The organism is Francisella marina (assembly GCF_008369785.1).
Lineage (GTDB): Bacteria > Pseudomonadota > Gammaproteobacteria > Francisellales > Francisellaceae > Francisella > Francisella salimarina.
The window spans coordinates 903,450-927,289 of sequence record NZ_CP043552.1 but is presented as its reverse complement, the minus strand read 5'-3'; the positions used below and the strand labels follow the sequence as shown (position 1 = coordinate 927,289).

Genomic DNA, 23,840 nt, shown 5'->3' with positions numbered 1-23,840 from the left:
TACTATTTATTTCAGTTAACATTTAAATTATTAATTAGCTATAATATTAAGTAAATAATTTTTTATTTTAAATGGCTTGAATTTCTATGAAATTAAACAAGATATTAATAACAGTTTCAGTTTTATTTATCCCTATACAGTTTTGTTATAGTTTTGCCCTTACTACAGGTGGTCAAATCAAAGACATGGCCCAAAGCTATGCTGAAAAAAAATATAATAGACAATATAAAGTTGAGAGAACTTATGATCGAGGATTATCTGTAGTTTTAGGAGAGTATGTTGATACAGGCTGGTTATCTAGTAAAAAAGTAAATGAATGTACTGTGTTTGTGGCTAATCAACTTGATAATAATCTTGTGAATGCTAACCCTACTGTGCCTAGCATAGACGGGAAGTACAACGTGAATAGTGATAACTGTGGTGAGAATATACTAATGCCGAAAATCAAAAAGTATATAGAAAGTAACTTTATAAAAAATTACTATAGCTTAGATACTATAAGTCTTCATTTAAAAATAAGCTATAACTCATCAGAAAACTATCGTGATCTTGAAAGATTGTCTTATAAAAATAAACGTACTTATGAAATATTTAATCAAGACAATAATTGGCTATTAAGTGCAGAAGAATGGTTTGCTAAATATAAAGGCCAACTTAAAGTTAAAAGTATTGTTATAGATATTTATAACCAACCTAAAAATCCTATGAGTATGACAAAAGCAATAGAGTTTGGCTATAATCTTGATTCTTATTTACGTTATTTGACAGATAGTAATAATATACAAGGGCTTTATATTCACGTAACTTCTTTAAGTTCTCAAGAGCTGAAAGATAAAGGTGGTTCCAAAACTAAAGTTGAATTATCAAAAGAACATCCTAGAGGAGTTATTTATAATTACTATTTTGGTATAGCTAATGCAAAAAATGAGCCACTTACAAAATCAAATATATTTGAACATGCTTATCTTACAGATTCTAATAGTGAAACTGGTTACATACTTGTTAAAGATTCAAAATACTATCAGCCGATTGAGAAAATATTAGCTAAAAATAAAAGATATTAGTTAATAAGCTACTAAAGTTTATAGAAATGAATATATTAAGCCTGTTGTAACGATATTTACAGATGTATTGTTAAAATTTCTGACATAAATATAATTCACACCAACACTTAAGTTGTCGATAAATTTAACAGGTGTTCCTAAGCTAATAGGGAAAATTACAAATCCGGTTTGAGAGTTATCACTATTAAGATATGATTCAGGAGCATTATTCGCATTGTCTATATTGAGTATATTATTATGACTAAGGCCAGCTCCTACACCAGCACTTAAATTTAAGTAATTATTTATTTTATAATAGTATTTTAAGATGCCCATATAGTTATTATTGACTAATGTAGTAGAATACTGCTTAGATATGGCAGCAGCATAGCCAAATTCAGCACCAAAGGATTCTGTAAATCTATATCCAACAGTCGTAAATACTATACCACTGGGAGATCCAGCCGTAGCTTGCCCCCATCCTCCACTAACTCCTACAAATGGTGTGGGTTCGAAATCTTTACTATTGATATCATCAAAGTTATATACGTTGTAATAGCTTTTTTTATCAAGTATATCCTCATCATGGAAAGGTTCTGAAGCAAAAGAAAAGTGTGATGTGATCAAAGCTATGATAGTATAAAAAAATATCTGAATCTTATAATAAATTGTAGTCAATTTTGACTCTAATAATTTACCAAGAATAGTCATTCTAGAACTTCATAGAATATCAGTTATTTTTACCACATATTATATGTGTGCCTTGACAAGCTTTTGAAATATAAAAAGTAGGCTTTATATTAAATTTTTCAAAATAGTTTTTTTCTAAGTAGTCAGTATAATCCTTCAAAAGTTTAGTCGGCAGAAGGTGTATAGTTGAGCCTCCAAAACCGCCGCCCGTCATTCTAGCTCCATAAACTCCAGCAAAACTTTGAGATAGCTCGACTAAGTAATCAAGTTCATTACAACTAACTTTATAATCATTTTTTAAAGAGTTATGAGATTGGTACATTAAATTACCTAAATCATTCCAATCTTTACTTATCATTGCATTAGTAGCATCTATTACTCTTTGATTTTCTGTGTAGACATGCAATGCCAGTTTATAGTCTTCGTTCTTAAAATTAGCTTTAGTATGCTCTAATTTTTGTATATCTAGCTCACGCAGTGATTTTATATTATTAAATCTAGCTATATCTTCACAAACTTGACGACGTTCATTATAGGCAGAGTCTGCTAGATTATGTTTGATATTTGTATCACAAATAAGTACCGATAGATTGTCAAGTTCAAAAGGTATGTTGTTACAATGATTATCATTACAATCAATCATTGTTGCAGCATTCTGCTCTGAAAATAAACAAGCCATCTGATCCATAATTCCACATTTTGTACCAATATATTCATGCTCGACTTTTTGAGCAATTTCTGCAAGTTCAAGTTTAGAGATGTTTAGTTTATAGATTTCATTATAAGCATAAGCTAATGCAGTATTTAAAGAAGCAGATGATGAAAGACCAGCTCCAAAAGGTAAATCACTAAAGATGTAAATATCCGCACCTTTGATATCGTTATGGAAATCTAATTTAATTATATTTATAACGCCTTTTATATAGTTTTGCCATGTGTTTGATACTTCTTGTTTTATTTCATTGATATTAAAAGAAGTTGAGTCATCAAGATTTTCACTATAGACATTTACAACATTATCACTTCTTGTTGCTATAGATATAAAAGTGCCTTTGTTGATTGCAAATGGCATTACATAACCACTATTATAATCAGTATGTTCTCCAATTAAATTTACTCTGCCAGGCGAGAAAAAAACTTGGGGAATTCTACCATAAAGTTTAACGAAACGATTGATTAGATTATCTTTGATACAGTCCATCATAATTATAGCTCTCTTAATACTTGTGCTGCTAGCTCTGGAGTAATATCTCTTTGCGATTCTCCAAGCATTTCAAAACCAACCATAAATTTCTTAACTGTTGCTGAACGCAATAATGGCGGATAGAAATGTGCATGAAGCTGCCAGTAATCAGATTCTGTAGCATTTATTGAACCGTGCCAGCCCATTGAATATGGGAATGAAGTATCAAATAGCTTATCGTATTTTACTAATAATGTTTTAAGAGCATTGGCAAGTGATCTTCTTTGCAAATTATTCAGATGATTAATATGAGCGCATTTGAATTTTGGTAGCAATAATGTTTCATAGGGCCATGTTGCCCAAAATGGTACAGCGATTAACCAGTCATCATTTTGATAAACAATTCGGTCTTTTTCATTTATTTCTCTATTAGCATAGTCTAACAGCATATTAGACTTGTTTTTCTCAAAGTATTGTTGTTGCGATTTATACTCTTTTTGAGCCTCTGTTGGTAAGAAGTCACAAGCCCAAATTTGTCCATGCGGATGAGGATTTGAGCAACCCATAATTGAACCTTTATTTTCAAAAACTTGCACCCACTGATATTTTTTACTGAGTTCATTAACTTCGGCTGCCCATAAATCTACAACTTTAGTTATATCTTCTTCTTGCATTGATGCCATTGTCAGATTATGTTTAGCAGAAAAACAAACAACCTTAGCAATACCTGTAGCACCACTTAATTGAAATAAATCGTCATTTATTTCAAGTTTAGGGTCTATCTTTTCTTTAGAAAGTGCTGAGAAATCATTCTCAAATACAAAAGTTTCTTTGAAGTCAGGATTTACTTCTCCATTTGCTCGAGTATTAGTTGGACAAAGATAACATTTATCATCATACTCAGGAAGGGTGTTCTTTTGTGTTTCTTCTGATTGACCTTGCCAAGGTCTATTTAATCTATGAGGAGATACTAATACCCATTCGTTAGTCAAAATGTTTTTACGACGATGGGAGAATTTTAGTTGTGAGACTGTAGTCGAAATCTTCATTTATAATTAAAAAAATGTTGTTTTGTATTTTGAGTATAGTATATCATGAGTAATTGGAGTGTTTAGTAAAAATTAATGTAGGAAGTTTGTATGCAGAGTGAGAAAAAAATAAATTTTGTAGTCATTCGTGTGGCTATAATAGCAGCACTTGCTGGTTTACTTTTTGGTATGGATATTGGCTATGTCAATGGTTCATTACATTTTATATCCCAGACATTTGACTTAAGTGTTGCTGAGAGTGGTCATGTATCTAGTGTATTGTTGCTGGGTGCTGCTTGTGGAGCGTTATGTAGTGGCTTTTTATCAAAGCACTATGGACGTAGAAAAGTTTTATTAATTGCAGCTGCTATATTTTCTATATTTACAATTGTAGGTATTTTAGCTCCAAATTATGAAGTGTTTATTTCATCAAGATTTGTTTTAGGTATAGCAGTAGGTATAGCTTCATTTATAGCTCCATTATATTTATCTGAAATCGCTCCAAAAGAGTTTAGGGGAGCGCTTATAGCTTTATATCAGTTAATGATTACTATTGGCTTGTTTTTGGTTTTCTTGACAAATTCCGCATTAGAAAGTACTGGTTCATGGAGAATAATGTTAGCTGTATTAGCAGTTCCATCTGTGATAATGTTTTTTGGGTGTTTGACGTTACCAAGAAGCCCAAGATGGCTAGTATTAAAGGGTAATAATCAAGAAGCTGCGTTAGTCCTTAAAAAGATAAGATCAAGTGAAGCTGAAGCTCTAGAAGAGCATGAGGAAATTAGACAAACAACTCATACAGGAGTTAGTGTCTTTTCACTACTTAAGAAAAAGTTTTTTATAAAGGTAGTATTACTAGGTATTGCTTTACAGGCATTTCAACAGTTTACTGGTATGAATGCTTTTATGTATTATTCAACAGATATTTTCAAACTAGCAGGATTTACTAATCCTTCAACATCAACAATAGTAATTGGTTTACTGAATATGTTGACTACGTTCTTAGCTATTAAGTATGTTGATAAGTTTGGACGTAAACCTATTTTATACTTTGGATTAAGTTTACTTATTACATCATGTCTTGTAGTAGGATTTATATTTAAAGCTCACTTTGAATATGGCCAACCAATGGTTTTATCTCAAACACTACAATGGACTGCTCTAATTTTCTGTTTATTATTCATTTTTGGGTTTGCTATATCTATGGGTCCTGTAATTTGGATTTTATGTTCAGAGATTCAGCCTATCGAAGGTAGAGACTTCGGTGTTACAGCTTCAACTATGAGTAACTGGATTTGTAATGCTATTATTGGTAACTTTGCATTAACTTGGCTGACATTTCATCCAGATAGTACATTCTTTGGATTTGCTATATCTTGTATAATTTGCGTTTTATTTGTGAAGTTTTTTGTACCAGAGACAAAAGATGTATCTCTAGAGGAAATTGAAAATAATCTAAGAGCTGGCAAACGTCTAGCTAAAATTGGTAATTAATTTGTTAATTATTGAGTAACTAGTGAGGTTAAAGTATGGATGCTCATCAAGAATATAGAAAAATAGTTTATTTGATAGCGGCAATAGCGGCATTAGGCGGGTTGCTATTCGGTTTAGATCAGGGGTTTATTGGTAATGCTGGTGACACTCTCAATAAGCTTTATGGTTTAGACCCAAATGCTGCTGGTAGCTTCAATGCTATATTAGCAACAGGAGGTATTTTAGGTACTATTTGTAGTGGCTTTTTTACTAGATTCTTTGGTAGAAAAAATACATTAATGATTGCTGGATTTGCTTTCCTAGTAGGTGCTTTAATTTCATCTTTTTTGCCACCTATTAATATATTAACTTCATGTAGATTTTTACTCGGTTTTGGAGTTGGTTTGGCATCATTTGCTACTCCATTATACCTTGCTGAAACAGCACCGACTAAGATTAGAGGAGCAATTTCAACACTATTTCAGCTAATGATAACTTTTGGTATATTTTTGATTTCTCTGACCAATATTATTATTGTGATGTGGTTGGGGCATCAAGAAATTTCATTAACTATGATGTTTAGTGTTATTACGTTCTTCGCATTTTTAATGTTTGTTGGGTGTTTTTTCTTACCTAAAAGTCCAAGATGGTTATTATCAAAAGGTAGAGACAGTGAAGCTCATAAGGTTCTTTCAAGATTAAGGGCTGCTCATGAAATTGATAAAGAAATTGCTGAAACCAAAAAAGTTCTTAATACAGATCATGGTTCAGTTGTAGAGAGTTTAACTAAAAAATATTTCTGGAAAATATTAATCGTTGGTGTAATTATTCAAATGTTCCAACAATTGGTTGGTATTAATATGATGATTTATTATGCACCTCATTTTTTATCTGATGTTGGACTTAATGTATTAGTAGCAGCTCTTGCCGTGTATTTGGTTAACTTCTTATCTACATTCCCAGCTATAAGATGGGTCGAAAAATGGGGAAGAAAGAGGTTGTTAACAGTCGGTGCTATTGTAATGATGTCTTCATTGATAGTGTCTGCTATATGTTTTTACTTCATTAAGCATACTCAAGATCCAGCTGATTTTATCAAATATGTATTGCTTATATCTTGTTTGGTATATATTTTTGGTTTTGCTTGCTCATGGGGACCAGTTGCATGGACCCTTTGTTCTGAGATTTTCCCTATTAAAACTAGAGAGATAGGTATGACAGTTACAACAGTTGTTAACTGGACATTTGCAGGATTTGTGATTGCAAATTCAAATGTTATTATGACAAAAGTAGCATTTGGTGATGTTATCATATTCCTAGTTTATGCAGCATTTTGTTTAGCAGCTATATTTTTCTTAAAAATGTTTGTACCGGAAACTAAGGGTACTAGCTTGGAAAAAATTGAAAATAATCTTATTTCAGGTAAAAAACTTCGTGACTTGGGGCATTAGTCGCTTCTTAATAAAGTTGTATATTTCTACCAAATAATGTATCCTAAGCTTTGTAATTACTAATAGTTAAATCAAAAAATAAGGAACTATAATTATGAAAGCTTCAGCTAGACATTTATTAGTACAATCAGAATCTGAGTGTCAACAAATCAAAAAAGATATATCTGAAGGTAAAATAACTTTTGAAGAAGCAGCTAAAAAACATTCTCTATGCCCATCAGGAGCTAGAGGTGGTGATTTAGGTACTTTCTCTCAAGGTCAAATGGTTCCTGAGTTCGATAAAGTTGTATTCAACGATGAACTTCACAAAGTTCACGGTCCTGTTCAAACTCAATTTGGTTATCATTTATTAGAAGTTACATCTCGCGGATAATTTTAAATTTCTCAAAATTTTCAAATTATTAAATAAATTTCTCATATAAAAATTTACGGACAAAAATGAATTCTGAAACTAAAAAAGATTTTAGTCAGCTTGGGCTGAATCAAGATATTATAGACACTGTTATAAAATTAGGATACGAAAATCCAACACCTATTCAACAGTATGCTATTCCATATATCTTATCAGGTAGAGATGTGCTTGGTCAAGCACAAACGGGTACAGGTAAAACAGCAGCTTTTGCATTACCTTTAATAAACAATATGGATATGGAATCTCGAGATAGAGCTCCTCAAGTATTAGTACTTGCTCCAACAAGAGAACTAGCAATACAAGTAGCAGAACAGTTTGAGGCTTTTGCTAAAAATATACCAAACCTAGATGTTACATGTATCTACGGTGGTCAAGAATATGGTTCTCAAATAAGAGCACTTAAGCAAGGAGTAAAAGTTGTAGTTGGTACTACTGGTCGTGTGATGGATCACATCGAGAAAGGTACATTACAACTAGATAATTTAAGAGCATTGGTATTAGATGAAGCAGATGAAATGCTCAGAATGGGCTTTATTGATGATGTTAGATACGTTCTAAGTCATGTATCAGATGAGTGTCAGAGATTGCTTTTCTCAGCGACTATTCCTACTGATATAGCGGATATTATCCAAGAATATCTAAGAAATCCTTGTAAAATACAAGTAAAAGCAAAAACAAAAACAGCAAATACTGTGACGCAGAAGTTCATGGTTATTAAAGGCTTTAGAAAGATAGATGCTTTAGATAGATTGCTTGAAGTTGAAGAAACTGACGGAGTTATTATATTTGTTAAAACTAAAACAAGTACCATAGAAGTAGCTGATAATCTAAAGGCTCTTGGTTATAAAGTCGCAGCGATAAATGGTGATATGCAACAATCTCAAAGAGAGTATATTGTTGATCAATTTAGAAGTTCTAAATCTGATATCTTAGTGGCTACTGATGTGGTTGCCAGAGGTATAGACCTTGAGCGTATTAGTCATGTGATTAATTATGATATGCCAAATGATACAGATACATATGTACATAGAATTGGTCGTACAGGTAGAGCAGGTCGTGAAGGTACATCTATCTCTCTAGTTCCACTAAAAGAAATGAGATTTTTGCGTACTTTAGAGAGATTTACAGGCTCTCCAATGCAAGAAGTATTTATGCCAAGTGCCAAAGATTTAGCACAAAGTAGAATCGATCACTTCAAAACTAGAGTCGCTTCAGCATTAGATAAAAACAAGTCTTTGGATAAATACAAAGAAATTATCACGGGTATTCGCGATGAATTAGAGTTAGATTCAGATGAACTTCTAGCAGTACTTACTTTATTAGCGCAAGGTAAGAAGTCGTTTTTCCCAAGAGAAATTCAAGCTAGAGATGACAGATCTCAAAGAGATAGGAATTCTAGAAATAATCCTAGAGATGGTCGTAGAAATGATAGATTTGAGCGTAGAGGTGAGCGCGGTGATAGAAATAACCGTTTTGAAAGATCAGATAGAAAACCTCGTAGAGCTGTAAATATTGATTTGACGACATATAAACTTGAAGTTGGTCGCGATAATGATGTTCAGCCTAGAAATATTGTTGGTGCAATAGCTAATGAGGGAAATATTGATAGTAAGCATATTTGTAACATTTCTATTCAAAAAGATCATACATTAGTAGATCTTCCAGCTAACTTATCTCCAAAAGTTATCAGTCATCTCAGAAAAGTTTGGGTTGCTGGTAAAAAGTTAAATCTTATAGCTCAGTAAAAAACTTTCTACTTTTATTTATTATTTTTTAATCTGTATATCTTAATTCCATCTTTTATGTTTAGGATCATTAATATTATATTTATTAGTCCTGCTAATAGTTCAATTATTTGTATTATATAAAAAGTTTGATTGAAAAACATTCTAGATGCTAGATAGTTTAGGACTATAGCAGAAGGTATAAGTATAAATATTCCATTAAATGTAATAAGAATCATTCTTTTCTTTTTTTTAGTTACGATACCTTTTTTTGATTTTGTCATTATAGACCCACTTATGCCAGTTGCTACAATAAAGGGTATTAAAATAAACAAACCCGGGAATAATATAAGTTTTTTTACTATTGCTATATTTTCATAATTACCTAATACCTCACTAACTACAGTAGCAGAGAAGAACAAAGTGATACAAAAAGTAGCCATAAGTGCAGAAAGTTTATGTATTATAATTTTCATGATATGTAAGTTAGATTAAAGTATTATATAAATTTGATGTTATATTACATTTTTTAATATGTCAACATGTTGTCGGATTTGGAGTTATGAAAAAAGAAATAATATTTACTAACCTCGTACTAGAAACATTTAAAGCTAGTGGAATACTAAATATACAGGGTGATAATTTAACAAAAGAGTTTGGACTTACATCTTCTAGATGGAAAATATTAGGAGCAATTAAACTATCTAAAGCTCCTATGACGATAGTAGATATATCTAGTTATATGGGACAAAGTCGTCAGGCTGTACAAAGAATAGTGAAGACAATGATTAATGAAGGTTTAGTGAAGCAAGTAGATAATCCAAGGCACAAACAATCTAAATATATAGAGCTAACAAAAAAAGCTAATGATATATATGAGCTCTTAGATGAAAAGCAGTCAAAATGGGCTAAAGAAAGTTCTAGCTGTTTTAATGAGTCAGATTTGTGTATTGCTTTAAATGTTTTGAATCATATAAATAAACTATATTCATAGTTGAATTTATAAAATTTAATAGATAAGGGAAATAGAAAATTTTGTAAAGCTGTGAGTATTGATTTATTATATTCTCAAATAAATAATTTCTTGTGTATTATTCTATTTACTGATCTAAAGTTGTATAATTCATCGGACTATCTATACAATAATTTTTTTCTATAAATGAGTAACTATATTTTTATAGTTTCTGCGCCTTCTGGTGCTGGCAAAAGCTCCTTATTAAAAGCTTTTTTAGAAACTGAAATTGGCAAAGAAAATTTTGCTGTTGCAACATCACATACAACTAGAGATCCTCGGATAGGTGAAACTAATGGTAAAGAGTATCATTTTGTTTCAATTATAGAGTTTGAAAAGATGCTAGATGCTAATGGCTTTATTGAATATGCCAAAGTTTTCAAAAACTACTATGGGACATCTAAATCTGAAATAGATAAGTTGCTTGCTCAAGGTAAAAATATAATACTTGAGATTGATTGGCAAGGTGCTCAGCAAACAAGATCTATATATGGACACAAGGCAAAGAGTATATTTATTTTACCTCCGTCTATGGATGAGTTGAGAAAGCGTCTAGAAATTAGAAACACAGACTCTAAAGACATTATAGACTATCGAATGAGTCAAGCAGAGTCTGAAATCTCTCATGCAGGTGAGTACGATTATCAGCTTGTAAATGATGATTTTAGTCAATCATTAGAGCAACTATGTAAATATTTCGAAGAAAATATCCAAAGCTAATAACTAAGGAGACATTTGGATGTTAAATCAAAAACTTATAAAAGACAAAATATCACAAGCTAGACAAGAGTTACCTAGTTTGAAAATAAAAGATACTGAAAAGCAACAATATATGCATGAAATACAAGAACTATTGAAGCAGCATAATGCTTGCTTGGTAGCACATTATTATGTTGATGCAGAAATACAAGAGTTAGCAGAAAAAACTGGTGGTTTTGTTGGCGATTCGCTTGCTATGGCAAAGTTTGGTCTTGAAAGTGAATGCGATACTCTCGTGGTTGCGGGTGTTAGATTTATGGGTGATTCTGCTAAGATCCTTAGTCCTGAGAAAAAAATTCTTATGCCAACCTTAGAAGCTGAGTGTTCGCTAGATTTAAGCTGTAGTAATGATGAGTTTAAAAAGTTTATAGAAGCCAATCCTGATAGGGAAGTTGTTGTATATGTTAATACATCTGCGGAGATTAAAGCGCTAGCTGACTGGACTGTGACATCATCAAATGCTTTAGAAATATGCTCACATCTGCATAAGCAAGGTAAAAAATTACTTTGGGGACCTGATAGATTTCTAGGAGATTGGATTATAAAACAAACAGGGGCTAATATGCTACTATATGATGGTAGTTGCATAGTACATGAAGAGTTTAAGGCACAAGCGCTTGATGATCTGATGCTTGAATATCCTGATGCTGCGGTTTTGGTACATCCTGAGTCACCTGCTGAGATTATAAAAAGAGCCGATGCGGTAGGATCAACTTCTCAATTAATAGCTGCAAGTAAAGAGATGGACAATGATAAGTTTATCGTAGCGACTGATACAGGTGTGTTTTATAAAATGAAACAGTTATCACCGCATAAACAATTTATTCCAGCACCTACAGCAGGTCGTGGTGCAACATGTCAATCATGTGCAAAATGTCCATGGATGAAGCTAAATCAACTTAAGAATCTAAAAGATTGTTTGATTAATCAAGATAATGAGATATTTGTAGAAGAAACAGTGCGCCAAAAAGCTCTTATTCCTCTAAACAGAATGATAAATTTCTAAGGAAGTATTATGTCTGAAATAATGTTAAATACTAATCAGATTACTAGTGTTCCAGAGAATGTTATTAAAAAATTAGTATCAGAGTCTTTAGTCGAAGATATTGCAGATGGTGATATTACTGCGCAGCTTGCCGAAGATGTAGATACGACAGCATTTTGCATTACACGTGAAGATATGATTTTATGTGGCCAAGAGTTTGCTAATGAAGTTATAAATCAAGTGGATAAAAATATCCAGATAATATGGTTTTATGATGATGCAGACAAAATATCTGCTGGTGAGAAGATTTTTGAGCTTAGGGGAAATGCTCGGAGTATTTTAACAGCAGAGAGAGCAATGCTTAATTTTATTCAGATGCTTTCTGCTACAGCTACAGCAACAAATAATTTAGTTAAATTGATTGCTGATCATAAGACAAAGCTTCTTGATACGCGTAAAACTATTCCAAGTTTTCGTATGGCTCAAAAATATGCTGTTAAATGTGGTGGAGGATTTAATCATCGCATAGGCTTATTTGACGCATATTTGATCAAAGAGAATCACATCCGCTCAGCTGGCGGCATTGCAAAGGCTGTTTCAAAAGCTGCTCGTTTACAACCTACAAAAACTATAGAAGTTGAAGTGACTAATCTTGATGAGTTAAATCAAGCGATTCAAGCTGGTGCTAATATCATTATGCTAGATAATTTCTCAATCGAGGATATAAACAAAGCAGTCGAGATTGCTAAAGGTAAAGTAGCGCTTGAGGTATCTGGTAATATAGATAGTAACTCTATAGTCGAAATAGCTAAAACGGGTGTGGATTTTATATCTGTTGGGGCAATTACTAAACATATTACGGCGATAGATTTATCCATGCAGGTTCAATTATAAAAATGATTACTAGAAAACATGATGTAGTTATAGTTGGAGGAGGATTAGCTGGTATAGTAGCCACTATTGAGTTAGCTGAGCATGGATTAAATGTGGCTTTGATTTTTGATCAAAAATTAAGTCATAGCGCAAGCTCGTATGCTCAAGGTGGAATCGCAGCAATAGTTTCTGAGGAAGATACCATACAATCACATGTAAACGATACATATATAGCTAGTGGTAAGATTGCAAATCTTGATAGTATTACAAAAGTAGTGACAGAATCTAACTCCGCAATATCGTGGTTAGAAGAGCATGGCGTAGAGTTCGATAGGAAGTCAGATGGTAAATATAGCTTACATTTGGAGGGAGGTCACTCCTTAGCAAGGATTTTGCATATTAAAGATTATACTGGTCGAGCTGTTATTACTAAGTTGTACGAAAATCTTGATAGATTAAAGAATATCACTATATATTCTGAACATAATGTTATTGAATTGATTAAAAAAGATAATAAATGTATAGGCTTATATACTCATGATGTAAATCATAATGTGACCAAGTTTATTGCAAAGAAAGTAATGTTAGCTTCAGGAGGTGCATCAGGGCTATACAAATATGTAACTAATGCAACAGCTGGCACTGGAAACTCTATGATAATGGCTTATGATATTGGTTGTGAGCTTGAGAATTTAGAATTTACACAATTTCATCCAACGTGTTTTTTTGCTCGAAATGGAGATCCTGTATTAATATCAGAGGCTATTCGTGGTAGTGGAGCAGTACTAGAAACTGAGAAGGGCTTACGAATAATGAAGTCAGTCCATGAAAGACAAGACTTAGCTCCTAGAGATATTGTTGCACGACAAATATACATAAATATGCAAGCTGGAAGAGATATTTACCTAAATGCTACTCACTTGAGCTCTAGTCAATGGCAAGAAAATTTTCCGTACATATATCAGAAGTTATTAGATAATAATATTGACCCTACGAATGATAGAATCCCAATATCTCCGGCAGCGCATTATAGTTGTGGAGGGATTAGTGTAGATAAATATTCCCAAACTAATATCGATGGACTTTATGCAGTTGGTGAGGTTTCTTGTACTGGTCTTCACGGAGCAAATAGGCTTGCGAGTAATTCACTATTAGAATGTATTGTGTATGCACTTGCAGCTAGTAAACATATTTTAATAAATATAAAAGATACTTATCTAGAGGACAATCAACAGTTAAAATTAGTTGAATCTCATTGTGATTATACAAAACAAATCACTCATATACGCCAATTAATGTGGGATAGTGTTGGATTAGTTAGAAAGCAAAATGAGTTAATAAATGTCTATAAAGAGCTAGAAGTATTAGAAAAATCTATTGTCCATAATTATGATTTAGAAAATTACGATTTAAAATTAGAGGCTTATCGTAAAGTAATCAAGTTAGCTAAACTTTCTGTAGAACAAGCATTAAATAGAAAATATAGTGTAGGAAGCCACTTTCTTAGGTCTTAATTTTTAAATATTAATTGTTTTATTCTAATCACAGTTACTCCAATTAACATTGCATATATAAAATTGATGAAAATAGGAATAACATAGCCAAAAGAATACATAAACACACCATCAAGAAAGACTAAAGTTTGCTCTGGAGTTTTATCAAAATATATAGCAAACCATTGTATAAAATTTTCACTAAAGAATAACTGATTTGCTACATGAATTTTTGTAGTAAAGATAATATTGCAAAGAGCTCCAACAAATATTCCAGGATCAGTTAGTAAGTGTCTATAATCTATACTACTAATTTTTATAGTTTTTGTATGAACAATTTGTAAATGATTATATTCACATAAAACAAAAACTATCAGAAAAATAATAATGTAGATTTTAAAATTAGTGGGTGGTAGTTTGTTTAACAAATATAGCTTGATTATTAAAGTTACTAGAATGCAAAATATAAAAGAGAAAATATATATTTGTGCACTTAAGTAAGAGCCTAGTATTAAAATAAACGAACAGAATATCAACCAGTTAAATAATCTAAGCAATTTTGGTTTGATAATATTTGCATGATCTTCTATGTTATCAGAGCTTTCAGGCTCTGAAGAATCAGTAGAAATTTTACTTTTAAAAAACATAAGGCAATTAATTAATTTTTTACATATTATGGGCTTTTAAAAGTTTTTGTAAACCATTATAGTATCTTTACTATATTAGGAGTTTTATTATATATGAAAAAGTATCTATTAATGTTGGTGAGTATATCAATATTTGGTATGTCATTTGCAATGACACCAAGTAGCTTTATAGCTAAACCTACGCCAAGTAAATATGAGTCTGAAATCATGCACGCCGATGAGCAAATTATAAAGAGTATAGCCGAGCGACAGGAGTTAAGAAGTAAGATGTTGGATTTACAAAAAGAGCAAAACTTACCAGATTCAGATCCGTTCCAAGATAAGGACTTAGAAGCTACGCGTACAAATTTTGCAATAGAGTATAATGTTAATCCTAAACTTGTGGATGAGATTTTTAGTATTTTGAACTCTCCGGATCAGAATACACCAAAGTAGTTTTTAAATAATGTATATAAGAGGTGATGGAATGTCGATTTACGACTTTAAACTAACTAAAAACGATGGTTCGGAATATTATTTACCGAAAGATAAAGTCCTTTTGATTGTTAATGTTGCAAGTAAGTGTGGGTTTACTAAACAATACAGGGGACTTCAGCATTTGCATAAAATACATCCGGATTTAGAGATAGTAGCTTTCCCTTGTAACTCGTTTGGAGGGCAAGAACCCGGTAGTGATGAAGAGATTAAAAACTTTTGTGAAACTAACTATGATGTTACTTTCCCAATAATGAAAAAGACAAAAGTAAATGGTAAAGATGCTGAACCTATATTTGAATATCTCAAGGATAAGGCAAGAGGCGTACTAGGTACAGAACGTATAAAATGGAATTTTACAAAATTTTTAGTATCAAAAGATGGTGAGACTGTCATTAGATATGCGCCTAAAACAATTCCTGAAGATCTAATATCTGATATCGAGAATTTTCTTAAAGATTAAGTTCAAAAATCTGTATAATTTATTTATCTCTGTTTTAAATTCTAAAATATGATTTCGACTTCATTATCTTATATATCATCTTTATTACTTATATGTAGTCTTATAGTTTTGTTATCAAGTAAATCAAAATCAAAATTATTTGAATATTTTCCAGCGATTGTAATTATTTATTTTGTCATAGTAGTACTTTCAGCTATGGGATTTTGGGATTCAAAATCTTCAGAAATTATTCAAACAAGATTACAGCTTCAAGATTTAATATTGCCTGTGATGTTATTTTTGATGCTTATTCGCTGTGATATTAGAGTAGTTATAAAGCTAGGTAGAAAATTACTTATAGCATTTTTTGGAGCTACAGTAAGTATCATGATAGCTTTTGTCATAATGTATTTGACTGTTGGTAAGTATATATCGCCAGATGCTTGGAAAGGATTCTCAGCTTTATCAGCAAGTTGGATGGGTGGTACTGGTAATATGATAGCTGTTAAGCAAGCTCTTAGTACTCCTGATAATCAGATGGGCTATATACTATTGACAGATTCTATTAGTTATTCTATTTGGTTTGCTTTTCTGTTTGCGCTAATTTCTCGAGCAAATATATTTGATAAATGGACAAAAGCCGAATGTATTGAGGAACATATACGCAAAGTAGATATCAATAATCCTTATGATGTCAAAGGCGATATTAACTTTGTTGGAATATTTGTACTAATTGCAATGGCATTTACTGCTACTGATATAGCAAAGATTTTATCAAGTTATTTACCAGTAACAGATTTAATATCTGCTAAGACTTGGACAATACTGCTAGTAACACTATTTGGGTTTGTAGGTGCTATGACTCCATTAGCCAAAATTAGAAGTGATAGTATTATTGCAAGTATCTTCTTATATTTTTTGGTCGCACTTATAGCATCAGGCTCAAGTTTCAAAGGGTTTTCTCAAGCACCGATATACATAGTTTGTGGACTTATGGTTCTTGTTATTCATGCTATACTTATGATAATAATTGCCAAGATATTTAGGCTAAACTTAGCAATGTGCTCTATTGCCTCTTTAGCAAATATTGGTGGAATAGCAGGAGCACCTATATTAGCAAGTGCATATACAAGAAGTTTGGTATCTATCGCAGTTGTTATGGCTTTACTTGGGTTTTTGATTGGTACCCAAGGTGGATTAATTGTAGCTAAGGTACTTTCAGGATTTGCAATATGAGTAAGATAATTGATATAAAAACATCTATCATCAAAATACCTCTTAAAAGAACATTTATAACAGCTGTACGAAGTACAAACCATATTGATTCCTTAGCAGTTGAGCTAACTTTAGATAATGGAGTTAAAGGTTATGGTGTATCTCCAGCAACCACAGCGATTACTGGAGATACGTTGCAGGGTATGCAATATATTATTCGTGAGATATTTGCTCCAGTGATACTTGGCTCAGATTTATCTGATTACAAACAAACTTTAGAACTAGCTTTTAAAAAAGTGATGTTTAACTCCGCTGCTAAAATGGCTATAGATTTGGCGTATCATGATTTATTAGCCAAAGAGCAAAATATGTCTGTTGCTATATTACTTGGAGCTAAAGCAAATTCTATAGTAACTGATGTTTCTATAAGTTGTGGAAGTGTTGCAGAAACTATACAAAATATTCAAAATGGTGTGGAAGCTAACTTTACGGCTATTAAGGTTAAAACAGGTGCTGATTTTAATAGAGATATCCAGTTGCTTAAAGCTCTTGATAATGAGTTTAGTAAAAACATTAAATTTAGGTTTGATGCTAATCAAGGTTGGAATCTAGCACAAACAAAGCAATTTATCGAGGAGATAAACAAATATAGTTTAAATGTAGAGATAATCGAGCAACCTGTTAAATATTACGATATAAAAGCAATGGCAGAGATTACTAAATTTAGTAATATTCTTATAGTTGCAGATGAGTTAGTATTTGATGCCAAAGATGCAGAACGAGTTATAGATGAACAAGCGTGTAACATGATTAATATTAAACTTGCAAAAACAGGTGGTATTTTAGAAGCTCAAAAAATCAAGAAATTAGCAGACAGTGCAGGTATATCATGTATGGTGGGGTGTATGATGGAGTCACCAGCAGGTATTTTAGCTACAGCGAGTTTTGCATTAGCAGAAGATATTGCAGTAGCTGATCTTGATCCTTTAGACTGGGTAGCTAAAGATTTGTATAGTGATTATATTACATTTAATGAGCCTAATATTATTCTAAAAGATAATCTAAATGGTTTTGGTTTTAATCTCTAAGTAGTACATATAACTATGAGTAAAGATAAAGTTGTAATTTTGGTACATGGTTTTATTAAAAATAGTAAAGACATGTCATCTTTAGCTAATTTTTTAAAAGATGGTTATGATGAGGTTATAGCAGTTGACTTACCAACAACATTTGTAAGTGTTGATGTAGCAGTTAATAAACTATGTCAAATTGTAAAAAGTATTCCATCATCAAAGTCGTTGATATTTGTAGCTCATAGTATGGGTGGGATAATATCATGTATGACTATTGATAAGTTACAGCTTACGAATGTTGAAAAGTGTGTATTTATAGCTTCTCCATTTGCTGGCTCAAGAGTCGCAGATTTTGGTGATAGGATTCCTTTTTATTCTAGAGTGCTAAAACCAAATAAAGATCTCAAAGTAACAGATAAGTATTTAGAAATTTGTAATCGAGTAGCAGACAAAGTATCAGTAGGTCTTATTGCTGGTAATAAGTATTCTAAACTTAATTTTTTAGCAAGACTATGTCTGAGAAATGAGCATGATGGTTTGGTAGAAGTATCATCAGTGTTTTCTATAAACAGTCTTGATAGAATTACTATAAATAAAAATCATAGTCAAATTCATCATGATGAAGAAACTCTTACTAAAGTATCATTTTTCTTGAAGACTGGCAGGTTTCTATCTTAAAAATTAAGTTATCTAGTATTAAGAACGAGGCTTGCACGCGAGATTCATTTCTGGCTCTGAGAATGAATTGTGACCCACCTCATGAGCATATCTACAATTTTTACTATTAAGCTGGGTAGCTTCAAAGAATTTGTTATCATTAGTGTGTATTGAGAATCCTTGATTAAACAAGATTATAGATGTGATCAATAGAGCTATTTTTTTCATTTTTTTTCCATCAAGTTTTAATTTTATTGGTATTATGGCAGGTAAATTATATATGTAAAACTAATGATTTTTATATTTCATATTAGTTTAACTTATAAATGGATATTGATTTAGAGATCTTTTATCTGATCATATATCATGCTGGATACTAGATAGATAATAGATAGTCATTAATATACAATGATTTAGTCGTGAAAATACAAGGAGATGTATATGAATAAAAAGAAAGTTCTTTGTATAGGATGGGAGCCAAATTCTGTTGATTACTCCAAATATCCTGGTATGGATCCCGAAAGGCTTCGTAGTGTACTTGAAGTAGATTTACAAAAGTTAAATGATATTGGTTATGATGCTCAAATGGGATATATAACTAGTGAAGAATCTGCAGTTAAAGAGGTTGTTGATCTACTTTCCAATAGAAGGTTTGATATTGTTCTAATAGGTGCAGGTGTACGTAAAGATGATGATTGTTTTTATCTATTTGAAAAATTAGTGAACGTAGTTCATCAATATGCAACTACTGCAAAAATTTGTTTTAATACAGGACCAACGGATAGTGTACAAGCGGTTCAGCGCTGGGATTTATAACTTACTCTAAAAGGTATTTTATGATATCAAAAGTTTTATCTTTCACTTATTATATTTATAGACTTAGTAATTTTTAGGATTTTTAAAAGTGTATTTCTTAACAGAAAAACAAAACCGTGAAATTGAAGAGTATGCTATTTCTCAAGGATTAAATCTAATCGAAAATGCTTCAGATGAAATTGTTAAATTGATTAGTGCTAAGTTTGATAAACAAAGTAAAGTTTTAGTAATAGCGGGTTCTGGCAATAATGCTAGTGATGGAATTGCAGCTGCGATCAAGCTTTTAAATAATGGCTATAGTGTTGATGTTTATAGAGTTTTTGCTAAGGGAAATCAAGACAACCAAAACTATTATCAAAAGTTTTCAAAGTTAAAGACTCCTTTAGATAAATTGCCGGATATTAATAATTATGATGTCGTAATCGATGGAATATTCGGTATAGGATTAGATAGAGATTTACAAGGTGATATTTTAGAACTTGTTAAAGTTATAAATCAAAATTCAAAATACACATTAGCTATAGATGTACCGAGTGGATTAGGTGCTTTTAATGCCAAAGTATATGGTGATGCTATCGAAGCTAATGAGACAATTACATTCTTAGCAGATAAGCAAGGGCTACACACAGGTGATGGTTTAGATTATGCTGGTCAGGTAACTGTCAAAGAGCTGATTGATAATCAAAATATCAATATTACTCAATCAGGCTATCAAGTTTATAAAAATCATGTTCAAGATATAAATCTTGATAATATCCTTAGGAAAAAGAAAAATACCAATAAAGGTACTTATGGTCATCTAGCTATAATAGGCGGTAATGTTGGTATGAATGGAGCTTTGCAATTAGCTAGTAAAAGCTCGTTATATAGTGGTTGTGGTAAGGTCTCGATGATATCTTTAGATAAAGACTTTCGTGCTGATATGTCTATACCTGAGCTAATGACAAAACCATTAAAAATTATTAGCAAAAATTTAGCGATTTTCTCAGCTTTGGCAGTAGGGGTTGGTTTTGATACAACTGATGACTCTCGACAAGTTTTACAGTTAATAATTGATAACTTAACTCAATCAGCGATTTTTGATGCAGATGCCTTAAATATAATCTCAACTAATCAACAAATTAGAGAAAAATTTATCCAATTAGAAAATAAAATAATAACACCACATCCTGCAGAAGCAGCAAGACTACTTGGCTGTACTACCAAAGAAGTCCAAGATGATAGATTTGTAGCAGTTAGAGCATTAGCTAAAAAGTATAACGCCACAGTAGTACTAAAAGGAGCTGGAAGCCTAATTTGTAAATCTGATGAAATCTATATAAATGCTACAGGCAATCAAGGTATGGCAGTGGCAGGGCAAGGAGATGTGTTGTCTGGAATTATTGGAGCGTTCTTAGCTCAAGGTTTGGATACTCTATCAGCAAGTAGATTAGCTGTATATGTTCATGGTTTAGCTGGAGATAATATCGTTAAAAAACTAGGTGGATATGTTGGAATATTTCCTAGTAGAGTGGCTGAGGAGATTAGTATTATTTTGAATAATTATTAGTTGTCAATAAGTCATTTTTAAAACTCTTATCTAAAATCGTCAACACATCATCATGAAATCTTTCTCTTTTTTGATGTGTAGATCTACCACAGAACAACTCAGCGAATCTACTAGTTGGCCATTCAGCATCGACATGGACAGCTCCATCAACTTTGATAAAAGTATTATCTTTTAGATTTATTATGAAGTCTTTGTAGTTATTATTGGCATTACATGCGCTTGCTGAGGCAGCTATTATATAGGTTGGGCAATTTATATTCTTGGCAGCTTGAGAGCCAAGATTGCCTACATCTACAGGGTCTAATCCTATCCAAAGCTTGACCCTAGTATTCTCTGATGTCGCTATCAAAGTAGCTAATCCTCCAGCGGAGAAACCAACCAAAGCAAGATTATTATTTATAATGCTTGTATAGCTGGTATTGCTATAGATATAGTTTATTAGTTCAGATATAAATTTAGCATTTCTATTATGATTAGCCCAAAATGGTAGATTAGGCACTACTACAAAATATCCATGGCTAGCTAGGAAATTCCCCCAACCAGACATATTATCTTTTGATCTTGAGAAACCATGTACGACTATAACTACTGGTAAATTTCGATTAGATTTTTGATAAAAAATATCGTAGTTGGAACTCGCAATATTTAGAGAAATATTAGCCGTTTCTTTGATAATTTTAGATGAGTTTTTGCTATCTTGAGCATTTGACATACTAAAAGTAAAAAATATAGAAAACAAAATAAAACTAAGAGAAAACTTAGTTTTTAGCATCAGATTTAATTAAGAGTCGATTTCTATATCACTAAATTGGATATCCATAACATTATTTTGAGCATCAACTACTTCTACATAAGTTATAGTTTCACCACCTTTTAGGGTTACTTCTTTAAGAGCTTTTGACAGTAATTCAGTTTTAGGAGTTAATACTAATGTCCAATCATCTGTAGTACCGCTAAATTTAGTATTGAAATTATCGTAGATTACTTTTGAGTCACCCTCTAATACAGATAAGAATACTTTAGAGAATGAGAATACCATTGGGCTATCTTCTTCACCAAATACAGATTTTGGACTATCTGCAGTCTTAATTGTAATAGTATCTTTTGTTGCTTTTAGAGAAGATTTAAACGGTTTCTCTTGGTTCCACTCTAACCCATCTTTCTTAGATAGCTCAAATTCACCAGATGCAAGAATAGGCTTGTCCAAACCTTGAATTTTGCGTGATTGGATGAAGTGACCAGAATAGTTATCATTTTTAACTAGCTGTTCTTCTACTTTAGCAAAGTCTGCTGAAGGGGCAGCATAAACTAATCCACTAACTAATATACTTGTAGCAATCGCAACTTTCTTTAACATTTTATATCTCCTGTATAATTTTTATAAATTTAGTTCCAAACTAAGTATTATTAATATTACATATATAACCTTAGTATACTAGACTTATAGATAAGTAAATTATAAAAATTAACAAATATTAATAATCTTATTCATATATGAATAGATACTAATAGTAATTCTTAGCTTAAATTAAAAAGGTGTAATATCGTGGAAAACATCATCTACAATTTGAAAAGGAAGTTTTAATATACAACTATTTAAACTAATGCAACAGATAGCAATTGAGCAAGCAAACAAAACTTTTTTTAATTTCATAACTTATGATTAATATATTAAATTTTCTATATATATTATAGGACTAAAAATTACTTTTCTAGAGATGTCTTTTATTTGTTATAATATTTCATAATACCTAGATAGGCAACTATAGTGAAACATCAACTTAAATGGATGGCATGGGAGACAACTAGGCGTTGTAATCTTAAATGCGTGCATTGTCGTTCATCTTCAGAATGTGAAGTAGTAGGACATCCAGATTTCTCTACTGAGGAAGGCTTTAGAATCATTGATAATATAGTGGAATTTGCTAACCCTGTATTAGTACTCTCTGGAGGAGAGCCACTTTTGCGAGCAGATATTTTTGAGCTAGCAAAATATGGTGCTAATAAAGGTTTACGTATGGCTTTAGCTACTAATGGTTCATTAGTTACTGATGAGATTTGTGAGAAAATTAAAAACTCAAGTATAAGCATAGTATCTTTAAGTATAGATGGAGCTACAGCTGAGACTCATGATGATTTTCGTAGTCAAAAAGGTGCCTTTGAAGCAACTGTAAATGCCGCTAAATTATTTAAAAAACATGGTATACCATTCTTGATAAATTCATCATTTACCAAACGTAATCAACATGAGATCAAGGATGTTTATAAACTAGCAAAATCACTTGAAGCTACAGCATGGTATCTGTTTATGATTGTGCCGACAGGGCGTGGTGAAGAGCTTATGCAAGAGTTGATAGATATCGATGATTATCAAGATATCCTAAATTGGCACTATGATATGGAAGCCGATGAGCAAGATATGCTTGTGCGTCCAACGTGTGCACCACATTATTATCGTATCCGTTTTGAGCGTAATAAAGAAGATGGAGCAAAAGTTCGCTCTAGAGCTCTTAGCTTTGGTACTGGTGGTGGTAAAGGGTGTATAGCTGGGCAAAGTATATGTTTGCTAGATGTTGATGGTAATGTTTATCCATGTAGTTATTTACCTGTGAGTGCAGGTAATGTCAAAGAGAAATCATTTGCAGATATTTGGCAAAATAGTGATGTGATGTATGATATGCGTGATTTTAGTGCTTATGAAGGTAAATGCGGTTCATGTGAATTTATCAAAATTTGCGGAGGCTGTAGAGCTAGAGCTTATAATATCCATGGTAGCTATCTTGCAGAAGAGCCATTTTGTAATCACATGCCAATTAGAATGAAATAATTAGTTAGAATAAT

At 31.9% G+C, this 23,840-nt stretch carries 26 protein-coding genes; 18 read left to right on the top strand and 8 right to left on the bottom strand.

The window, feature by feature from the left end; all coding sequences use genetic code 11:
• The first annotated feature begins 86 nt into the window (after positions 1-86).
• Positions 87-1,064, top strand: a complete 978-nt coding sequence (locus F0R75_RS04580; RefSeq protein ID WP_149368159.1) for a hypothetical protein — start codon at positions 87-89, stop codon at positions 1,062-1,064.
• 18 nt (positions 1,065-1,082) lie between these two features.
• Here the strand turns inward: F0R75_RS04580 and F0R75_RS04575 are convergent, their stop codons facing one another.
• Genes F0R75_RS04575 through F0R75_RS04565 form a run of 3 tightly spaced genes read right to left on the bottom strand, consistent with a single transcriptional unit; the run spans position 1,083 to position 3,965 of the window.
• Positions 1,083-1,754: an outer membrane beta-barrel protein gene (locus F0R75_RS04575; RefSeq protein WP_149368160.1), complete on the bottom strand. Its 672-nt coding sequence runs from the start codon at positions 1,752-1,754 to the stop codon at positions 1,083-1,085.
• A gap of 19 nt (positions 1,755-1,773) precedes the next feature.
• Positions 1,774-2,937, bottom strand: a complete 1,164-nt coding sequence (galK, locus tag F0R75_RS04570) for a galactokinase (protein WP_149368161.1) — start codon at positions 2,935-2,937, stop codon at positions 1,774-1,776.
• 2 nt (positions 2,938-2,939) lie between these two features.
• Complete coding sequence (locus F0R75_RS04565) at positions 2,940-3,965, bottom strand: UDP-glucose--hexose-1-phosphate uridylyltransferase (protein ID WP_149368162.1); 1,026 nt, start codon at positions 3,963-3,965, stop codon at positions 2,940-2,942.
• Positions 3,966-4,055: 90 nt separating this feature from the next.
• Between F0R75_RS04565 and F0R75_RS04560 the strand changes: the two genes are divergently transcribed.
• The 4 genes from F0R75_RS04560 (at position 4,056) to F0R75_RS04545 (ending at position 9,025) form a co-directional block, all read left to right on the top strand.
• The gene (locus F0R75_RS04560; RefSeq protein WP_013923246.1) at positions 4,056-5,438 is read left to right on the top strand and encodes a sugar porter family MFS transporter; all 1,383 of its coding nucleotides are present in this window, start codon (positions 4,056-4,058) and stop codon (positions 5,436-5,438) included.
• A gap of 35 nt (positions 5,439-5,473) precedes the next feature.
• Positions 5,474-6,868, top strand: coding sequence for a sugar porter family MFS transporter (locus F0R75_RS04555; RefSeq protein ID WP_149368163.1), 1,395 nt, complete (start codon positions 5,474-5,476; stop codon positions 6,866-6,868).
• 94 nt (positions 6,869-6,962) lie between these two features.
• Positions 6,963-7,241 (top strand): peptidylprolyl isomerase, encoded by a 279-nt coding sequence (locus F0R75_RS04550; RefSeq protein WP_013923244.1) that lies wholly within the window; start codon positions 6,963-6,965, stop codon positions 7,239-7,241.
• A gap of 65 nt (positions 7,242-7,306) precedes the next feature.
• Positions 7,307-9,025, top strand: coding sequence for a DEAD/DEAH box helicase (locus F0R75_RS04545; RefSeq protein ID WP_149368164.1), 1,719 nt, complete (start codon positions 7,307-7,309; stop codon positions 9,023-9,025).
• Between the two features lie 14 nt (positions 9,026-9,039).
• Here the strand turns inward: F0R75_RS04545 and F0R75_RS04540 are convergent, their stop codons facing one another.
• Entirely contained in the window at positions 9,040-9,480 is a 441-nt protein-coding gene (locus tag F0R75_RS04540; RefSeq protein WP_146421281.1) for a hypothetical protein, read from the bottom strand.
• Positions 9,481-9,566: 86 nt separating this feature from the next.
• Here F0R75_RS04540 and F0R75_RS04535 point away from each other — a divergent pair, with 86 nt between their 5' ends.
• The 5 genes from F0R75_RS04535 to nadB all read left to right on the top strand — a co-directional run bounded on the left by F0R75_RS04535 (position 9,567) and on the right by nadB (position 14,147).
• Positions 9,567-9,998 carry a MarR family winged helix-turn-helix transcriptional regulator gene (locus F0R75_RS04535; protein WP_149368165.1) on the top strand — a complete coding sequence of 144 codons (432 nt, stop codon included), beginning with the start codon at positions 9,567-9,569 and terminating at the stop codon, positions 9,996-9,998.
• Positions 9,999-10,163: 165 nt separating this feature from the next.
• Positions 10,164-10,736 carry a guanylate kinase gene (gmk, locus tag F0R75_RS04530; RefSeq protein ID WP_149368166.1) on the top strand — a complete coding sequence of 191 codons (573 nt, stop codon included), beginning with the start codon at positions 10,164-10,166 and terminating at the stop codon, positions 10,734-10,736.
• A gap of 19 nt (positions 10,737-10,755) precedes the next feature.
• Positions 10,756-11,781, top strand: a complete 1,026-nt coding sequence (nadA, locus tag F0R75_RS04525) for a quinolinate synthase NadA (RefSeq protein WP_149368167.1) — start codon at positions 10,756-10,758, stop codon at positions 11,779-11,781.
• A gap of 9 nt (positions 11,782-11,790) precedes the next feature.
• The gene (gene nadC / locus F0R75_RS04520) at positions 11,791-12,654 is read left to right on the top strand and encodes a carboxylating nicotinate-nucleotide diphosphorylase (protein WP_149368168.1); all 864 of its coding nucleotides are present in this window, start codon (positions 11,791-11,793) and stop codon (positions 12,652-12,654) included.
• Positions 12,655-12,656: 2 nt separating this feature from the next.
• Complete coding sequence (gene nadB / locus F0R75_RS04515; RefSeq protein WP_149368169.1) at positions 12,657-14,147, top strand: L-aspartate oxidase; 1,491 nt, start codon at positions 12,657-12,659, stop codon at positions 14,145-14,147.
• Here the strand turns inward: nadB and F0R75_RS04510 are convergent.
• Positions 14,144-14,773: a hypothetical protein gene (locus tag F0R75_RS04510; RefSeq protein WP_149368170.1), complete on the bottom strand. Its 630-nt coding sequence runs from the start codon at positions 14,771-14,773 to the stop codon at positions 14,144-14,146. The two genes, nadB and F0R75_RS04510, sit on opposite strands and share 4 nt — an antisense overlap.
• A 93-nt stretch (positions 14,774-14,866) precedes the next feature.
• Between F0R75_RS04510 and F0R75_RS04505 the strand changes: the two genes are divergently transcribed.
• The 5 genes from F0R75_RS04505 to F0R75_RS04485 all read left to right on the top strand — a co-directional run bounded on the left by F0R75_RS04505 (position 14,867) and on the right by F0R75_RS04485 (position 18,655).
• Positions 14,867-15,208, top strand: a complete 342-nt coding sequence (locus F0R75_RS04505; protein WP_146421288.1) for a chorismate mutase — start codon at positions 14,867-14,869, stop codon at positions 15,206-15,208.
• Positions 15,209-15,239: 31 nt separating this feature from the next.
• A complete protein-coding gene (locus tag F0R75_RS04500) occupies positions 15,240-15,710 on the top strand; it encodes a glutathione peroxidase (RefSeq protein ID WP_146421480.1) in 471 nt (156 codons plus the stop codon).
• Between the two features lie 108 nt (positions 15,711-15,818).
• Positions 15,819-16,925, top strand: a complete 1,107-nt coding sequence (locus F0R75_RS04495) for a DUF819 family protein (RefSeq protein ID WP_246145977.1) — start codon at positions 15,819-15,821, stop codon at positions 16,923-16,925.
• Positions 16,922-17,992: a dipeptide epimerase gene (locus F0R75_RS04490; RefSeq protein ID WP_149368172.1), complete on the top strand. Its 1,071-nt coding sequence runs from the start codon at positions 16,922-16,924 to the stop codon at positions 17,990-17,992. The genes F0R75_RS04495 and F0R75_RS04490 overlap by 4 nt, the downstream gene beginning before the upstream one ends.
• 15 nt (positions 17,993-18,007) lie before the next feature.
• Entirely contained in the window at positions 18,008-18,655 is a 648-nt protein-coding gene (locus F0R75_RS04485; RefSeq protein ID WP_149368173.1) for an alpha/beta fold hydrolase, read from the top strand.
• Between the two features lie 18 nt (positions 18,656-18,673).
• Here F0R75_RS04485 and F0R75_RS04480 read toward each other — a convergent pair whose 3' ends face one another.
• Positions 18,674-18,862, bottom strand: a complete 189-nt coding sequence (locus tag F0R75_RS04480) for a hypothetical protein (protein WP_146421292.1) — start codon at positions 18,860-18,862, stop codon at positions 18,674-18,676.
• A gap of 213 nt (positions 18,863-19,075) precedes the next feature.
• Here F0R75_RS04480 and F0R75_RS04475 point away from each other — a divergent pair, with 213 nt between their 5' ends.
• Together F0R75_RS04475 and F0R75_RS04470 are read left to right on the top strand one after the other, a co-directional pair.
• A complete protein-coding gene (locus F0R75_RS04475) occupies positions 19,076-19,450 on the top strand; it encodes a hypothetical protein (protein ID WP_146421293.1) in 375 nt (124 codons plus the stop codon).
• Between the two features lie 88 nt (positions 19,451-19,538).
• Entirely contained in the window at positions 19,539-20,999 is a 1,461-nt protein-coding gene (locus F0R75_RS04470; RefSeq protein ID WP_149368174.1) for an NAD(P)H-hydrate dehydratase, read from the top strand.
• On the opposite strand, the gene F0R75_RS04465 is transcribed toward F0R75_RS04470, so the two are convergent.
• Complete coding sequence (locus F0R75_RS04465; protein WP_246145976.1) at positions 20,980-21,711, bottom strand: dienelactone hydrolase family protein; 732 nt, start codon at positions 21,709-21,711, stop codon at positions 20,980-20,982. The genes F0R75_RS04470 and F0R75_RS04465 overlap by 20 nt on opposite strands.
• A 69-nt stretch (positions 21,712-21,780) precedes the next feature.
• Positions 21,781-22,356, bottom strand: a complete 576-nt coding sequence (locus tag F0R75_RS04460; protein ID WP_146421296.1) for a LolA family protein — start codon at positions 22,354-22,356, stop codon at positions 21,781-21,783.
• A 411-nt stretch (positions 22,357-22,767) separates the two neighbouring features.
• Between F0R75_RS04460 and F0R75_RS04455 the strand changes: the two genes are divergently transcribed.
• Positions 22,768-23,826, top strand: coding sequence for a radical SAM/SPASM domain-containing protein (locus F0R75_RS04455; RefSeq protein ID WP_149368176.1), 1,059 nt, complete (start codon positions 22,768-22,770; stop codon positions 23,824-23,826).
• Positions 23,827-23,840 lie beyond the last annotated feature (14 nt).

Bases quoted from the DNA above. Each gene is read 5' to 3' on its own strand.
- F0R75_RS04465 (WP_246145976.1), bottom strand. From the start codon at position 21,711: ATGTCAAATGCTCAAGATAGCAAAAACTCATCTAAAATTATCAAAGAA.
- F0R75_RS04580 (WP_149368159.1), top strand. From the start codon at position 87: ATGAAATTAAACAAGATATTAATAACAGTTTCAGTTTTATTTATCCCT.
- F0R75_RS04550 (WP_013923244.1), top strand. From the start codon at position 6,963: ATGAAAGCTTCAGCTAGACATTTATTAGTACAATCAGAATCTGAGTGT.
- F0R75_RS04545 (WP_149368164.1), top strand. From the start codon at position 7,307: ATGAATTCTGAAACTAAAAAAGATTTTAGTCAGCTTGGGCTGAATCAA.
- gmk (WP_149368166.1), top strand. From the start codon at position 10,164: ATGAGTAACTATATTTTTATAGTTTCTGCGCCTTCTGGTGCTGGCAAA.
- F0R75_RS04560 (WP_013923246.1), top strand. From the start codon at position 4,056: ATGCAGAGTGAGAAAAAAATAAATTTTGTAGTCATTCGTGTGGCTATA.
- F0R75_RS04500 (WP_146421480.1), top strand. From the start codon at position 15,240: ATGTCGATTTACGACTTTAAACTAACTAAAAACGATGGTTCGGAATAT.
- nadB (WP_149368169.1), top strand. From the start codon at position 12,657: ATGATTACTAGAAAACATGATGTAGTTATAGTTGGAGGAGGATTAGCT.
- F0R75_RS04485 (WP_149368173.1), top strand. From the start codon at position 18,008: ATGAGTAAAGATAAAGTTGTAATTTTGGTACATGGTTTTATTAAAAAT.
- F0R75_RS04475 (WP_146421293.1), top strand. From the start codon at position 19,076: ATGAATAAAAAGAAAGTTCTTTGTATAGGATGGGAGCCAAATTCTGTT.
- F0R75_RS04555 (WP_149368163.1), top strand. From the start codon at position 5,474: ATGGATGCTCATCAAGAATATAGAAAAATAGTTTATTTGATAGCGGCA.
- F0R75_RS04490 (WP_149368172.1), top strand. From the start codon at position 16,922: ATGAGTAAGATAATTGATATAAAAACATCTATCATCAAAATACCTCTT.
- F0R75_RS04460 (WP_146421296.1), bottom strand. From the start codon at position 22,356: ATGTTAAAGAAAGTTGCGATTGCTACAAGTATATTAGTTAGTGGATTA.
- F0R75_RS04505 (WP_146421288.1), top strand. From the start codon at position 14,867: ATGAAAAAGTATCTATTAATGTTGGTGAGTATATCAATATTTGGTATG.
- galK (WP_149368161.1), bottom strand. From the start codon at position 2,937: ATGATGGACTGTATCAAAGATAATCTAATCAATCGTTTCGTTAAACTT.
- F0R75_RS04480 (WP_146421292.1), bottom strand. From the start codon at position 18,862: ATGAAAAAAATAGCTCTATTGATCACATCTATAATCTTGTTTAATCAA.
- nadC (WP_149368168.1), top strand. From the start codon at position 11,791: ATGTCTGAAATAATGTTAAATACTAATCAGATTACTAGTGTTCCAGAG.
- F0R75_RS04540 (WP_146421281.1), bottom strand. From the start codon at position 9,480: ATGAAAATTATAATACATAAACTTTCTGCACTTATGGCTACTTTTTGT.
- F0R75_RS04535 (WP_149368165.1), top strand. From the start codon at position 9,567: ATGAAAAAAGAAATAATATTTACTAACCTCGTACTAGAAACATTTAAA.
- F0R75_RS04575 (WP_149368160.1), bottom strand. From the start codon at position 1,754: ATGACTATTCTTGGTAAATTATTAGAGTCAAAATTGACTACAATTTAT.
- F0R75_RS04565 (WP_149368162.1), bottom strand. From the start codon at position 3,965: ATGAAGATTTCGACTACAGTCTCACAACTAAAATTCTCCCATCGTCGT.
- nadA (WP_149368167.1), top strand. From the start codon at position 10,756: ATGTTAAATCAAAAACTTATAAAAGACAAAATATCACAAGCTAGACAA.
- F0R75_RS04510 (WP_149368170.1), bottom strand. From the start codon at position 14,773: ATGTTTTTTAAAAGTAAAATTTCTACTGATTCTTCAGAGCCTGAAAGC.